Consider the following 14,481-nt stretch of genomic DNA (forward strand, 5'->3'; position numbering starts at 1 on the left):
ATGCTCGGAGTTACCATGACGCTGTCCAGCGGGCTGATCGCCGCCGTTGCCCTGGCCTATATGGCCACTATGTTTGCCATCGCCTTTTACGGTGACCGCCGCCATGCGCCGCTGCCACCGCGCGTGCGTGCCTGGGTGTATAGCCTGTCACTGGCGGTGTACTGCACCAGTTGGACCTTCTTCGGCGCCGTAGGCCAAGCCGCCGAACAACTGTGGGCATTCTTGCCGATCTACCTGGGACCTGTGCTGTTGCTGGTGCTGGCACCCTGGGTGCTGCAGAAGATGATCCTGATCAGCAAGCAGGAAAACATTACCTCCATCGCCGACTTTATCGCTGCCCGCTACGGCAAGTCCCAGTCCCTGGCGGTGGTGGTGGCACTTATTTGCCTGGTGGGCGTGCTGCCCTATATCGCGCTGCAGCTCAAAGGCATCGTACTGGGCGTGAACCTGCTGATCGGCGCCGGCCCCGACACCACCGGCACCCGCGCCCAGGACACGGCCTTGATCGTGTCGCTGGTGCTGGCGCTGTTTACCATCGTGTTCGGCACACGCAACCTCGACGCCACCGAACACCACCGCGGCATGGTGCTGGCGATTGCGTTTGAGTCGCTGGTCAAGCTGTTCGCTTTTCTCGCCGTCGGTGCGTTTGTCACCTACGGCTTGTACGACGGTTTCGGCGATTTGTTCAGCCAGGCCATGCTCGCCCCGCGCCTGGAGGAATACTGGAAAGAGACCATCAACTGGCCTTCGATGGTGGTACAGACCGGCGTCGCCATGATGGCGATCATCTGCCTGCCGCGACAATTTCATGTGACGGTGGTGGAGAACATCGACCCCCAGGATTTGCGCCTGGCCAAGTGGGTGTTCCCGGCTTATTTGATCCTCGCGGCACTGTTCGTGGTGCCCATCGCCTTGGGCGGCAAGATGCTGTTGCCCAGCTCAGTGCTGCCGGACTCCTATGTGATCAGCCTGCCAATGGCCGAGGCCCATCCTGCCCTCGCCGTGCTGGCATTCATTGGCGGTGCATCAGCGGCCACTGGCATGGTGATCGTGGCGAGCATTGCACTGTCGACGATGGTCTCCAACGATATGCTGCTGCCGTGGCTGTTGCGCCGATCCAGCGCCGAGCGGCCATTCGAAGTCTTTCGCCACTGGATGCTGTCGGTTCGCCGGGTGAGCATTGTGATCATCCTGCTGCTGGCGTACGTGAGCTACCGCTTGCTGGGCTCCACTGCCAGCCTGGCGACCATCGGCCAGATCGCCTTTGCCGCTGTGACCCAACTGGCCCCAGCGATGCTCGGTGCACTCTATTGGAAGCAGGCCAACCGGCGTGGGGTGTTTGCCGGTTTGGCCGCCGGTACCTTCCTGTGGTTCTACACCTTGGTCTTGCCAGTGACGGCGAAAAGTCTGGGCTGGTCGCTCAGCCTTTTCCCCGGCCTGACCTGGATGCATTCCCACCCGTTCGGGCTGTCGGTCACGTCGCTGACCTTGGGCACCGTGTTCTCCCTGGCGGGGAATTTCACCCTCTTCGTGTGGGTGTCGATGCTGTCGCGCACACGGGTTTCCGAGCACTGGCAGGCAGGCCGTTTTATCGGCCAGGAAATCAACCAGCGTGCGAGTGCGCGCTCCATGCTGTCGGTGCAGATCAGCGACCTGCTCAGCCTCGCGGCACGCTTCGTCGGGGAAGAACGGGCCCAGCAGAGCTTTATTCGCTTCGCCTACCGCCAAGGCAAAGGCTTCAACCCCAACCAGAATGCCGATAACGATTGGATCGCCCACACCGAACGCTTGCTGGCCGGCGTACTCGGGGCCTCCTCGACGCGGGCGGTGGTGAAAGCGGCAATCGAAGGGCGGGAAATGCAACTGGAGGACGTGGTCCGTATCGCCGACGAAGCCTCGGAAGTGCTGCAGTTCAACCGCGCCCTACTGCAAGGCGCCATCGAGAACATCACCCAGGGCATCAGCGTGGTGGACCAGTCGCTCAAGCTGGTGGCCTGGAACCGGCGTTACCTGGAACTGTTCAACTACCCGGACGGCTTGATCAGCGTCGGCCGGCCCATTGCAGACATCATTCGCTACAACGCCGAGCGCGGCCTGTGTGGCCCTGGCGAAGCGCAAGTGCACGTGGCGCGTCGCCTGCACTGGATGCGCCAGGGGCGTGCGCACACCTCCGAGCGCTTGTTCCCCAATGGCCGGGTGATCGAGTTGATCGGCAACCCGATGCCCGGCGGCGGGTTTGTCATGAGCTTCACCGACATCACCGCCTTCCGCGAAGCCGAACAAGCACTGACCGAAGCCAACGAGGGCCTGGAGCAGCGGGTGACCGAGCGCACCCATGAACTCTCGCAACTGAACGTGGCCCTCACCGACGCCAAGGGCGTGGCCGAATCCGCCAGCCAGTCGAAGACGCGGTTCCTGGCGGCCGTGAGCCATGACCTGATGCAACCGCTGAACGCTGCGCGGCTGTTTTCCGCCGCCCTCTCCCACCAGACCGATGGCCTGTCCAGTGAGGCACGGCAATTGGTGCAGCACCTGGACAGCTCGCTGCGCTCGGCTGAAGACTTGATCAGTGATTTGCTGGATATTTCGCGCCTGGAAAACGGCAAGATCAACCCACAACGCCAACCCTTTGTCCTCAACGAGCTGTTCGACACCCTGGGTGCAGAATTCAAGGCGCTGGCCCAGGATCAACACTTGCGCTTCCGCTGGCGCGGCAGCCGTTTGCGGGTCGACAGCGATATCAAACTTTTACGGCGAATTTTGCAGAACTTTCTGACCAATGCCTTCCGTTATGCCGACGGCCCGGTGCTGCTAGGCGTACGTCGCCGCAAGGGCGAACTCTGCCTGGAGGTCTGGGACCGCGGCCCTGGCATTGCGCCGGATAAACAAAAGGTGATCTTCGAAGAGTTCAAGCGCCTGGACAGCCACCAGACCCGTGCCGAAAAGGGCCTGGGCCTGGGCCTGGCGATTGCCGACGGTCTGTGCCGCGTGCTGGGCCATCGCCTGAGCGTGCGCTCCTGGCCGGGCAAAGGCAGCGTCTTCAGCGTGTGCGTGCCGCTGGCCCGCAACCAGGCCAGCGTGCAACCCAAGCCGCCCACAGAAACCGGCCTGCCCTTGAGTGGCGCACGGGTGCTATGCGTGGATAACGAAGACAGCATCCTGATCGGCATGCGCAGCCTGCTAACGCGCTGGGGCTGTGAAGTCTGGACGGCCGCCAACCAGGCCGAATGCGCGGCACTGCTGGCCGACGGTATCCGCCCGCAACTGGCGTTGGTGGATTACCACCTGGACCACGGCGAAACCGGTACCGAGTTGATGGGCTGGCTGCGTGCGCAACTGGCCGAGCCGATTCCCGGTGTGGTGATCAGTGCCGATGGGCGACCGGAGATGGTGGCCGAGGTGCACGGGGCGGGGTTGGATTACTTGGCCAAACCGGTGAAGCCGGCGGCGTTGCGGGCGCTGTTGAGCAGACATCTGCCCCTGTAACGGGGCTGTATTCGAGCTATTTGTGGGAGCAATTTAGACCCCTATTTATTATTCCGGGAGATGCGCCACGCCATCCGAATCGGTCATCGCCCGCTCCAGCAGATCCGCCGGCAAGCTCTTACTGGCGCGGGCGCCGAGCAACCTTAGCTGCTCGGTACGGCTGACCAAGTTCCCACGCCCATCCGTCAGCTTGTTGCGCGCCGCGCTGTAGGCCTTGTCCAACTGTTGTAGCCGGTTGCCCACTTCGTCCAGGTCCTGGATAAACAGCACGAACTTGTCATACAGCCAGCCGGCACGCTCGGCAATTTCCCGCGCGTTCTGGCTCTGGCGCTCCTGCTTCCACAGGCTGTCGATCACGCGCAGGGTGGCGAGCAAGGTCGTGGGACTGACGATTACGATATGGCGGTCGAAGGCTTCCTGGAACAGGTTGGGCTCGGCCTGCAATGCCGCAGAAAAGGCAGCCTCGATCGGTACGAACAGCAGGACGAAATCCAGGCTGTGCAAACCCTCCAGGCGCTTGTAGTCCTTGCCGGCCAAGCCTTTGACATGATTACGCAGGGACAGCACGTGTTGCTTCAACGCGGCCTGGCCAATCACCTCGTCATCCGCCGCCACGTACTGTTGATAGGCGGTCAAGCTGACCTTGGAGTCGACCACCACCTGCTTGTCGCCCGGCAACATGATCAGCACATCGGGCTGGAAACGCTCGCCATCCGGGCCTTTGAGGCTGACCTGGGTCTGGTACTCACGGCCCTTCTCCAGGCCCGCGTGTTCCAGCACTCGTTCAAGAATCAGCTCACCCCAGTTACCCTGGGTTTTCTGGCCCTTGAGAGCGCGGGTCAGGTTAGTGGCTTCGTCCGACAGACGCAGGTTCAATTGCTGTAGGCGCTCAAGCTCTTTGGCGAGGGAAAAGCGCTCACGGGCTTCGTTCTGATAGCTTTCTTCGACACGCTTCTCGAAGGACTGGATACGTTCCTTGAGCGGGTCCAGAAGTTGGCCCAGGCGGTCCTGACTGGTTTCGGCGAAGCGTTGCTCACGCTCGTCGAAGATCTTGCCGGCCAGCTCGGCAAATTGCGCACGCAGTTCGTCTCGTGAGCCTTGCAGGTCGGTGAGGCGTTGCTGATGACTCTCTTGCTGCTCACGCAATTCGGCGCTCAGGGCCGCGGCCAAGGCGTCGAGGCGACGCAGTTCGGTTTCCTTGGCGCTACGGTCGAGGTTCCAGGCGTGCGCGGCATCGCGGGCGTTATCGCGGTCGATCTGCAACAGCTCGACTTCACGGCGCAGCGCCGCCAGGTCGGCTTGTTTGGCGGCATTGGCCTGGCTGAGGTCACTGATCTCATCGCGACTGGCGTCCAGTTGCGCGGCGAGCCCTTCCTGGGCCAGTTGTGCGGTCGCCAGGCGCTCCTCCAGCAACTCCCAGCCGGTGGTGCGTGCGGTCAGGCGCCGCTGGAGTTGCCAGCACAGCGCCAGTAGCGGCACGGCTGCGCCCACAAGACCCAAGGCGATACTGGTCCAGTCAAACACCATAGCCATTTCTGCCATCACCGAAAAAGATCAAGGGTAACCAAGCCTAAGGCCGGAGGACAGCTCAGTCTTCGACCTGCCCCAGTTCGCGCTGGGCGCGACGGTCGCCGGCGCGAGCAGCCGAACGCAATAAATCGTGGCCGATGCGCCGGTCACGGGCATTTCCGCACTCGCGGCACATCAGTTGGCCAAGACGGCTCTGAGCGGCCACCACGCCTTCGCGGGCGGGCTGCTTGAGCAAGCGTCCGGCGAGATGCTTGATATTGTTGCTCTGCCCCAGGCGCGGGCTGTCGAGCAGCCACAAAGCAACCTTCAAGGAAAAACGCTTGGGCGCGGTAACAGTTTGGGGCGTGTCGGTAACAGAAGGTGATACTGAGCGAAACTTCATAAAGCACTGTGGGGCAGAACGGAAGGCGCGCCACTCTACTCTTTTTTTCGTACAGGTAAAGCTGAAAAAACCGTGCACGCCCGTCCTAGAGCAAGCGCTCGGGACAATCCACAGAAGCTGTGGATAACTCAGTGGACAACCCCCCTTGAACAGGCGCAAAGCCCCATGGAACGGGGGCCGCGGTCAAACTGACGATTTTTTCACCAATAAAAAAAAGCGAGATTTTTCATTGACTTAAATTTTGATTACAGGCAAATGGGCGCACTTGCACACCCGTGGCAGCAGGGTTACACCCTTGACCACAAATGTGCACAAGTCCTGATCGGCTGGTTATATCGTCGGCGTTTTTTGATTCAACACCGGTTAAACATGTTACTAAGCGCGCAAACCCGAGGGCTTTTCAAATCTGCCTCGGCTCGCCACACTGCGCCACCGCCAATGCAAACCAGTAGGGCCGATGAAAGGAATTCTGTTATTCGCCGGGCTGCTACTGGCCATCTGCGCGACCTCGCTTGGGATCAATGCCGCGCTCCCCTCGCCGGACGGCGCACTGTTTGCTATTGCTATCCTGCTATCGGCCGCCTTTACCGCCGTGATTCTGTGCATCGAACTCAGTGATGGCAGAATTAACGACATGGGCGATGTGATCCGCATGATCGAGACCGGCCAGTCCTTGCGGCTGACGCTCGCCGCCTACGGTCTGGGCTGTGCCCTGGCCGCATCCATGACCGTGCTGGTCTATTGCGAGTTACTCGGCGGCTGAACGAAGTTTTTTTGCAAGCGGCCTTCCCTTCCCTGTTTCAATCCGTTACTATCCGCGGCGTTAGTACCAAGCTGAAAGTCAATTCTGGTCGAACACGTCCCCTGAACCACATGGGATCGGCCACCTCGATGGTTTCCAGGTATTCCTTGCGACGACACTGCCTTTGAACAAGCAAAGGGTGGCGCGAAGTTCCAATACTCTGACCGAACCAACCTGCAAATTGATCAGGATCTCCACCCTGGGCCCAGAACCTTTGCCCTTGTTGTGTTGCCTGCCCTCCTAAGTACCTACCTGCCAGCCCAAGCGCGCCAAATTTAATTGCGCTTCAAACTGGCTGCTTTGTTCCAGTCGGGTTCTTCGTTTGATCAATGGTGATCAGCGTTACTGGAACGTTTTAACGTTGCACGGTTCTTATCCGTGTCATTTGTAGGAACACCAATAATATGAACGCTCAAATCCACACTCAGGATGCCATTCGCACCCTCACCAACGCTTTTGCCCCAATGAACTGCCTGATCATGGCCGCTCGCAAAGGCTGCTTCAGCTTCACCCTGGTCAACGAACACGGCATCGCTCGTCACAGCGAACGCCTGTACCCCGATCAATACTCCAGCGCAGAACCGCTGCAGGCCGTGATCGATCGTACCCGTCAGGCACTGACTGCCTGATCGACCCGCGTCGCTGAAACCTCAAAAACCCTGTTTGAATAACAGGGTTTTTTATTGCCTGGAATTTGGCCCTGAGTTCGCCGGGCTAAGTACAAATGGATATAAACGTTATAACCAGTTGCAGAAGATGTTTTAAAAACAGTCCTTTACATCGTGAATATGACACTACACTTCAACTCAAGCGGCGTGATCCGCTTACGACGGGCCTGAGATCCGATTCACCGCTGCCAAGCCCCCCTTCTCAGGCTCGTCCACTCTTTGCAAGGACTGAGGCTCGTATGGGTATTGCCGCCAGTGAATTGTGTCGTTATGTGATCAGGCCAACGCTGATGTACCTCGGCCGCCACAGCTCGACAGCCGAATCCCTGCTGCTGGGCATTGCCGCCAGCCAGTCAGAACTGGGCTCGGCGCTGCATGACCGCCGCGGCCACGGCCTCTACAGCATCACCGAACCACGCCACCGCGCGCTCTGGGATAACTACCTGGCGCTGGACCCGGAACGCGCCAGCCTGGTGCGCGGGCTGGCCAGCCAACATGCGTTCCTCAGCGCGCCCCAGTTGGAGCTGACGGTAAACCTGCGCTACGCCACCGCGATCGCCTGGTTGCTGGTGGAACAACATCGTCCTGCCCTTCCCGCGCCCGGCGATGTACTGGCCATGGCGCGTATCTGGAAAGAAATATTCCACCCCCAAGGCCGCCTGCGAGATTTCACCCAAGCCTGGCAAACCTGTGTAAGCCCCATGAAACAGGCAGCTTGCTGACCGGGCAAATTGCAAGATTCGGCAAAAAACGGCAATTTTGGTCGGATTGTCCTACAAAACCGCTCTATCTCCCGCATTACAGCCTATAGCGCGATGTGAAATTTATTGATACTTTCCGCAGCGGTGATCACACGGAGTTCTAATAATGAAAAAAGTAATGCTCAAGACCACACTTAGCCTCGCCGTTGCCATGGCATCCTCCCAACTGTTCGCCAGCGGCTTTGCGCTCAACGAACAGAGCGTGAGCGGGATGGGTACCGGTTTCGCAGGTCGCTCTTCTTCTGCCGATGATGCGAGTACTGTGTTCGGTAACCCTGCCGGTATGGCACGTCTGGAAGGCCAACAGATCACCGGTGGCGTTGCAGCCATTGATGCCTCCACCGATATCAGCAATGTCAGCGGCCGCTCCGCTGGCAGCAACAAAGGCGATATGGTGCCTTTCACCGCCGTTCCTTTCGGTTTCTACACCAATAAACTTAACGACCAGTGGGCTGTCGGCTTCGGCGTCTATGCGCCGTTCGGCCTGGTGACCGACTACGAAAGCGGCTTCCAGGGCCGTGGCTTTGGCAGCAAGAGCGAAGTGAAAGTCATCACCTTGCAACCGACTGTCAGCTACGCCTTCAACGATCGCGTTTCCGTGGGTTTTGGCCCGACCATCAACCGCATCGCCGGTACCCTGGAATCGGACCTGACGCTGAACCCTCGCGCGCCAGACACCAATATCAAGATCAAGGGTGACGACACCGCGCTGGGCTTCAACATCGGCGTACTGGTCCAGGCCACCGATACCACCCGTGTCGGCCTGACCTACCACTCCAAGGTCAGCTACAAGCTGGACGGCCACACCGAAGTCACCGCACCGACCGCGACCTCGCCGTTCCTGCGCAGCAACCGCTATGACGCCTCGCTGAAAATCGACACACCTGAGTCCTACGACCTGTCCGTCACTCAAGACCTGACCGACGCGTGGAAACTCTACGCCGGTGCAACCTGGACACGCTGGAGCCGCCTCAAAGACATCACCGTCAAGAACGAAGGCGTCAGCGGCGCTACTGGCGGCGCGCTTGCCCCAGGCCTGGTCAGCACAATCAAGGAAGACCAGAACTGGCACGACACCTGGGCCTACGCCGTGGGTACTTCGTACCAGCTCACCAAGCAAGTGGTACTGCGTACCGGCCTGACATTCGACCAGTCGCCTACCAACAACACGGATCGCTCACCGCGCATCCCGACCGGCGACCGTACTATCTTCAGCCTGGGCCTGGGCTACCAGGTCATGGATAACATGACCATCGACCTGGCCTACTCCTACCTGAAGGAAGAGGACGTCAAGATTTCACGCTCCAACCAATTGGCCAGCTACAACGCCAAGTATGAAAACAGCGCCAACGGTTTCGGCTTGGGCATGACCTACAAGTTCTAACCGCAGTCGTATAAAAAAGCCCCGCTCTCCTGTGAAGGAGGCGGGGCTTTTGTTTGGCTGGCGGTCAGGGTTTGGAAGCCAATGCCTGTTCCACCGCCTTGATCAGCTCCGGACTGTCCGGCTTGGTCAGGCTGGAAAAACTGGCAACCACATTGCCTTGGCGATCCACCACATACTTGTAGAAATTCCACTTCGGCGCCGCGTCGGCCTGCTGTGCAAGCACCTTGAACAGGTGCACCGCATCCGGCCCCTTGACCTTCTGCGGCTCGGTCATGGTGAAGGTCACGCCATAGTTCACGTAGCAGACCTTGGCGGTTTCCTCCCCGGTCTTGGCTTCCTGCTTGAAATCATCGGACGGCACGCCGATCACTTCCAGGCCCTGGCCCTTGTAGCGCTGATATAACGCTTCCAGGCCTTTGAACTGTGGGGCAAAGCCGCAGAAGCTCGCTGTGTTAACGATCACCAAGGGCTTGCCAGCGAATTGCTGGCACAGGTCGATGAATTCCTTGGCCCGCAGCTTGGGCAATTGGCCCGCAAGCAACGGTGGGCAACTGGCGGCCATCGCCACGCTGCCAATAGCCATCAGGACGGGTACAGCGAGCCAGCGCATCTGCATGTCAAAAGTCCTTGAGTCAGTTCAGACCCACAACTTAGCAGATCGCCATGCCCAGTTGCATCAATGCCAGGCCGCCCTGATGCCAGCCCCACCAGGCCAGCAGCAATAACACCATCCCCACAGCCACCAGCATAAGACGCGCTGTCATGCTCATGCCGCCTCCATCTGCGCCTGAATACGTGCCACCGGCCGCTCACGCACCGGCCAATTCAGCGCGGCGGCGAGCAGGCTGAGTAAAATTGCCACCTGCCAGATCAAATCGTAGCTACCGGTTCGATCATAGACCACCCCGCCCAGCCACCCGCCGAGGAACGAGCCAAGCTGGTGGAACAGGAACACAATCCCGCCGAGCATCGAGAGGTTGCGCACCCCAAACAGGGTCGCGACGGTGCCATTGGTCAGCGGCACCGTGGACAGCCACAAGAATCCCATCGCCATACCAAACAGATACGCCGTGACCTCGGTGACCGGCGCCCACAGGAACAACACAATCACTACCGCCCGTAACAGGTACAAGCCGGTGAGCAGACGCGGCTTGGACATGCGGCCACCGAGCCAACCCGCCGTGTAGGTGCCAAATACGTTGAACAGGCCAATCAAGGCCAGCACCGTGGTGCCCACCGTGGCCGGCAGGTGCTGGTCGACCAGGTACGCCGGCAAGTGCACACCGATGAACACTACTTGGAAACCGCACACAAAAAAGCCGAAGGACAGCAGCCAGAAGCCGGAGTGGGAGCAGGCCTCTTTCAGCGCTTCGCCCAGGGTTTGCTGGCCTACCGTGACCGCCAGCGGCCGGTCCTTGAGCATGGCGACCAGCGGCAGGATCAGCGCCACCATCAAGCCCAGCGCCAGCAAGGCGGCCGACCAGCCGAGCCAGCCAATCAGGCCCAGGGTGCCGGGCACCATGGCGAACTGGCCGAACGAGCCGGCGGCGCTGGCAATGCCCATGGCCATGCTGCGTTTTTCCGGCGCTACGGCGCGGCCAACCACGCCGAGAATCACCGAGAACGAGGTGCCGGACAGGCCAATACCAATCAGTAAACCTGCGCTCAACGACAGCGACCAGGCAGAGTCGGACATGCCCATCAGCACCAGGCCGACGGCGTACAACACCCCGCCGACAAACACCGCCTTGGTCGCGCCGAAACGGTCGGCCAAGGCCCCGGTAAATGGCTGCGCCAAGCCCCAGATCAGGTTCTGCAAGGCGATAGCAAAGGCAAAGGTTTCACGCCCCCAACCGAATTCGCTGCTCATCGGCGCCAGGAACAGGCCAAAGCCATGCCGTACGCCCAAGGACAACGCCAGGATCAGCGCACTGCCTAAAAGGACCCAACCACTGGTGCGCCACATCGAGGTCATTTCTTATTCTCCATTCGCGGGTATATACCCGCTTGTAGTCGAACAAACCGCCGTTCAGGCAAGTTCATCCAGCAAGGCCAACAACATTTCGCGCTTTTCGGCGCCGAGCTTATCAATCAGTTTCTGTTGCGCTGCTTCCCACGCCGGCAACGCAGCGCCTAGCCGTTCATGGCCGGCGTCAGTCAACACCACCAGGCGGTTGCGCAAATCGTCGCCCTCCACCAACTGCACCAGTCCTTCACCTTCCAGGACGCGCAGGTTGCGCCCCAGGGTGCTGCGATCCAAGCCCATGGCGTCCGCCAGGCTGGAAATGCTCGGCTGGTCGAGACGCTGCAGATTGCACAACAGAGAATACTGGGCAACGTTGATCCCGAAGCCGTCGAGAGCGCCGTCGTAGTGCCTGCTGACGCCACGGGCGGCACGTCGCAGGTTGGTGCATAAACATTGGGAGGCAAGCATAGAGCGTGTATATACCCGGAGTTAACCAATTGCAAGAAAGCGTTACAACGCCAGCCCGACCAGCACCGCGACTTCAAGCAGCTCCAGCAGTGCGCCAGCAGTGTCGCCCGTGGTACCGCCCAGACGCTTGACCATCAACTGGCGCAGCCACACGAAACACAGGACCGCCAGCAACACCGCGATGCCGCCGCTGAAACCACCGATCAGGATGCAGGCCAACCCGCTGAGGATCAGCACCTGTTGGCCGACAATTCGCGGCAGATGATCTGACAGTGCCTGGCCCAATCCGCCCGCCCGCACATAGCGCGTGGTGAGAAACAGCGCCAGCATCGAAGCACGTCCGATCAAAGGCGCCAGGATCAAGGCGGCGCCATTGTGTTGTTCGATCAACGCCACCAACGCGCTGAACTTGAGCAGCAGCACCAGCCCCAGGGTGACCACCGCAATCGGGCCGCTGCGCGGGTCTTTCATGATGCTGAGGGTGCGCTCCCGGTCGCCAAAACCGCCCAACCAGGCATCGGCGCTGTCGGCCAGCCCGTCCAGGTGCAGGCCACCGCTGAGCAGCACCCAGGCGGTGAGCAGCAACGCGGCGTGCAACAGCAACGGGGTACCCTGCAACACCTGGTTGAGGCCCCATAACAGCACGCCGAACAGCAACCCTACCAGCGGATAAAACAGCAACGAACGGCCCAGCTCTTGAGGCTGCGGCATGCCCGGCAAACGTATGGGCAGGCTGCTGAGAAATTGCAGGGCGATCCAGAACGGCAGCAGCATCAGCGCCCTTCCTTCAACACGCCATCGGCCGCAACCTGCAGGCCGAACAGGGCACCGTGGCCCACTTCGACATTCAGCAGTTGCTCACGGGGCAACCCTCGCGCCTGGGCCAGCAGCAGGCGCATTACACCGCCATGGCTGATCAACAGCACGCGCTGGTCAGCATAGGCCTGATGCAGCCGCCTGACAGCGCCAAGCACGCGCGCGGAAAACTGGATGACCGGCTCGCCTTCCGGCGGCGTGAATTCATAGGGGTTGGCCCAGAACAAGCCCAGCCCTTGGGCATCGGTGTCCATCAACGCGGCCGCACTCTGCCCTTCCCACGCGCCGAAGTGCAGCTCTTGCAGATCGGCCTCCAGAGTCACCGGCACATCGAGCTGTGCCCCCAACTCCTGGGCGAACAGAGCGCAGCGTTGCAGCGGTGAGCTGATCAGCCGATCCCACGGCCCCTGCCCCACCACTGCGTCGCGCATCTGCCGCCAGCCGTTGGCGGTCAGCGCATCGTCCAGGCTGCCACGCAGGCCTCCGCCCAGTTCGGTTTCGCCGTGACGCAGCAGGTCCAGGCGCAAGGTCATGCGGGGCGGTCCGCCACGGCGGCTTCGGCGAAGGTCGCCATCTGCCCGTGCAGCGCACACGCCAGGCGCAACAAAGGCACCGCCAACGCCGCGCCGCTGCCTTCGCCCAGGCGCAGGCCCAGTTCCAGCAACGGTTGCGCATCGAGGCTGTGCAGCACATGGCGATGGCCCGGCTCGGCACCCCGATGGCCGAACACCAACCATTCGCGGCACGCCGGGTTCAAGCGCACCGCCACCAGCGCGGCCACGCTGCAGATGAACCCATCCACCAGCACCACGATGCCTTCCTGGGCGCAGGCCAGGTAGGCGCCAACCAAGGCAGCAATTTCAAAACCGCCGAGATTGAACAGGGTTTGCAACGCATCGCTGCGCTGACCGGCGTGCAACCCCAGGGCGCGCTCGATGACCGCGACCTTGTGGCTGACCCCTGCGGCATTCAAACCGGTGCCAGGGCCTGTGAGGTCAGTGACCTGGCAATCCAGCAATGCGCAGGCCAAGGCACTGGCGGCAGTGGTATTGCCGATGCCCATCTCACCGCCGATAAAGAGTTGCGCGCCGCTTTCCAGGGCACGGCGTGCGCTGTCTCGTCCAGCTTGCAAGGCCAACTGCCCTTGGGCTTGGGTCATCGCCGGGCCATGCACGAAATTAGCCGTGCCCGCACCGATATTCAGATGACGAACGCCGGGCAAATCCAGGGACGGCGTGACCGTGCCGAGGTCAATCACCTCCAATTGCGCTTGCAGTTGCCGCGCCAACACGCTGATCGCCGCGCCACCGGTGACGAAGTTTTGCAGCATCTGCCCGGTGACCTCTTGGGGAAATGCCGACACGCCTTCAGCGACCACACCGTGATCGCCGGCAAAAATCGCGATCCACAGGTGATCTACCGTCGGTTTGACCTGGCCCTGCAAACCCGCCAGCCGCACCGCCAGGGCCTCCAACTGGCCGAGGGAACCGGCGGGCTTGGTCAACTGCTGCTGACGCGCCAGCGCCTGTTCGTGGGCCGTGGTATCCACCGCCTTGCAGGGGTTGAGCCACCAGGAATCGGTCATAACGCAGTACCTTTCAAAGTCAGGGGCAGGCCGGCAACCGTCAGCACAACGCGCTGACATTGCTCGGCCAAGGCTTGATGCAGCCAACCGGCTTCATCCACATAACGGCGAGTCAACTCGCCCAGCGGCACGACACCCAGACCGGTCTCGTTGCTGACAAAAATGATCTCCCCCGGCAGCGAGGCCAGGGTTTGCAACAGTTGATCACGCTCGGATGCAAGGCGAGCCGGGTCTTCGAGCATCAGAAGATTGGTGAGCCATAAGGTCAGGCAATCCACCAGCAGGCAGCGATCAGTGGCGGCGTTTTCCTGTAGCACACGCGCCAGGTCGATGGGCTCTTCAACCAGGCCCCAATGGTCGGGACGACGCTGGCGGTGCAGCGCGACGCGCTCGCTCATCTCACCGTCGAGCGGTTGGCTGGTGGCGATATAAATGACGGCAAGCCCGCTCTCTGCGGCAAGCTTTTCGGCCAGGCGGCTCTTACCCGAACGGGCACCGCCGAGGATCAATTGATACATGCAAAGGCCCCTGGCAAATGATGTGGCGAGGGAGCTTGCTCCCGTGACGGCCTGACAGCCGACGCTGATCCAGCTGACGCACCGCGACCCAAATGTGGGAGCTGGCTTGCCTGCG

Annotated in this window: 14 protein-coding genes; 5 read left to right on the forward strand and 9 right to left on the reverse strand. The window is 61.0% G+C overall.

Features of this window, described 5'->3' with window-relative positions; genetic code table 11:
* The first annotated feature begins 15 nt into the window (after positions 1–15).
* Positions 16–3,486, forward strand: a complete 3,471-nt coding sequence (locus MHH62_RS15855) for a PAS domain-containing hybrid sensor histidine kinase/response regulator (RefSeq protein WP_019818415.1) — start codon at positions 16–18, stop codon at positions 3,484–3,486.
* A gap of 48 nt (positions 3,487–3,534) precedes the next feature.
* On the opposite strand, the gene rmuC is transcribed toward MHH62_RS15855, so the two are convergent.
* Both rmuC and MHH62_RS15865 read right to left on the reverse strand, forming a co-directional pair.
* Positions 3,535–4,899: a DNA recombination protein RmuC gene (rmuC, locus tag MHH62_RS15860; RefSeq protein ID WP_181004907.1), complete on the reverse strand. Its 1,365-nt coding sequence runs from the start codon at positions 4,897–4,899 to the stop codon at positions 3,535–3,537.
* A gap of 175 nt (positions 4,900–5,074) precedes the next feature.
* A complete protein-coding gene (locus MHH62_RS15865) occupies positions 5,075–5,398 on the reverse strand; it encodes a hypothetical protein (protein WP_014719377.1) in 324 nt (107 codons plus the stop codon).
* A 457-nt stretch (positions 5,399–5,855) separates the two neighbouring features.
* Between MHH62_RS15865 and MHH62_RS15870 the strand changes: the two genes are divergently transcribed.
* From MHH62_RS15870 to MHH62_RS15885, 4 genes are all read left to right on the forward strand, one after another.
* On the forward strand, positions 5,856–6,161 hold the full coding sequence (locus MHH62_RS15870; RefSeq protein WP_014719378.1) for a hypothetical protein: 306 nt from the start codon (positions 5,856–5,858) through the stop codon (positions 6,159–6,161).
* Positions 6,162–6,604: 443 nt separating this feature from the next.
* The gene (locus MHH62_RS15875) at positions 6,605–6,829 is read left to right on the forward strand and encodes a hypothetical protein (protein WP_003193022.1); all 225 of its coding nucleotides are present in this window, start codon (positions 6,605–6,607) and stop codon (positions 6,827–6,829) included.
* Positions 6,830–7,107: 278 nt separating this feature from the next.
* Entirely contained in the window at positions 7,108–7,590 is a 483-nt protein-coding gene (locus tag MHH62_RS15880; protein ID WP_019818423.1) for a hypothetical protein, read from the forward strand.
* Positions 7,591–7,735: 145 nt separating this feature from the next.
* Positions 7,736–9,013: an outer membrane protein transport protein gene (locus tag MHH62_RS15885; protein WP_003193026.1), complete on the forward strand. Its 1,278-nt coding sequence runs from the start codon at positions 7,736–7,738 to the stop codon at positions 9,011–9,013.
* Between the two features lie 64 nt (positions 9,014–9,077).
* Here the strand turns inward: MHH62_RS15885 and MHH62_RS15890 are convergent, their stop codons facing one another.
* From MHH62_RS15890 to cobU, 7 genes are all read right to left on the reverse strand, one after another.
* Positions 9,078–9,629: a redoxin domain-containing protein gene (locus tag MHH62_RS15890; RefSeq protein ID WP_019818425.1), complete on the reverse strand. Its 552-nt coding sequence runs from the start codon at positions 9,627–9,629 to the stop codon at positions 9,078–9,080.
* Positions 9,630–9,779: 150 nt separating this feature from the next.
* Positions 9,780–10,979, reverse strand: a complete 1,200-nt coding sequence (locus MHH62_RS15895) for an MFS transporter (RefSeq protein WP_161975084.1) — start codon at positions 10,977–10,979, stop codon at positions 9,780–9,782.
* 63 nt (positions 10,980–11,042) lie between these two features.
* Positions 11,043–11,447 carry a MarR family winged helix-turn-helix transcriptional regulator gene (locus MHH62_RS15900; protein WP_014719383.1) on the reverse strand — a complete coding sequence of 135 codons (405 nt, stop codon included), beginning with the start codon at positions 11,445–11,447 and terminating at the stop codon, positions 11,043–11,045.
* Positions 11,448–11,489: 42 nt separating this feature from the next.
* A complete protein-coding gene (locus MHH62_RS15905; protein WP_032873566.1) occupies positions 11,490–12,218 on the reverse strand; it encodes an adenosylcobinamide-GDP ribazoletransferase in 729 nt (242 codons plus the stop codon).
* A gap of 2 nt (positions 12,219–12,220) precedes the next feature.
* Complete coding sequence (gene cobC, locus MHH62_RS15910) at positions 12,221–12,796, reverse strand: alpha-ribazole phosphatase family protein (RefSeq protein WP_339231304.1); 576 nt, start codon at positions 12,794–12,796, stop codon at positions 12,221–12,223.
* Positions 12,793–13,848 carry a nicotinate-nucleotide--dimethylbenzimidazole phosphoribosyltransferase gene (gene cobT / locus MHH62_RS15915; protein ID WP_106111351.1) on the reverse strand — a complete coding sequence of 352 codons (1,056 nt, stop codon included), beginning with the start codon at positions 13,846–13,848 and terminating at the stop codon, positions 12,793–12,795. The genes cobC and cobT overlap by 4 nt, the downstream gene beginning before the upstream one ends.
* Complete coding sequence (gene cobU, locus MHH62_RS15920) at positions 13,845–14,366, reverse strand: bifunctional adenosylcobinamide kinase/adenosylcobinamide-phosphate guanylyltransferase (protein WP_019818435.1); 522 nt, start codon at positions 14,364–14,366, stop codon at positions 13,845–13,847. Before cobU ends, cobT begins: the two co-directional genes overlap by 4 nt.
* Positions 14,367–14,481: the final 115 nt, after the last annotated feature.

It is taken from the genome of Pseudomonas sp. FSL L8-0168 (assembly GCF_037976155.1).
Lineage (GTDB): Bacteria > Pseudomonadota > Gammaproteobacteria > Pseudomonadales > Pseudomonadaceae > Aquipseudomonas > Aquipseudomonas paracarnis.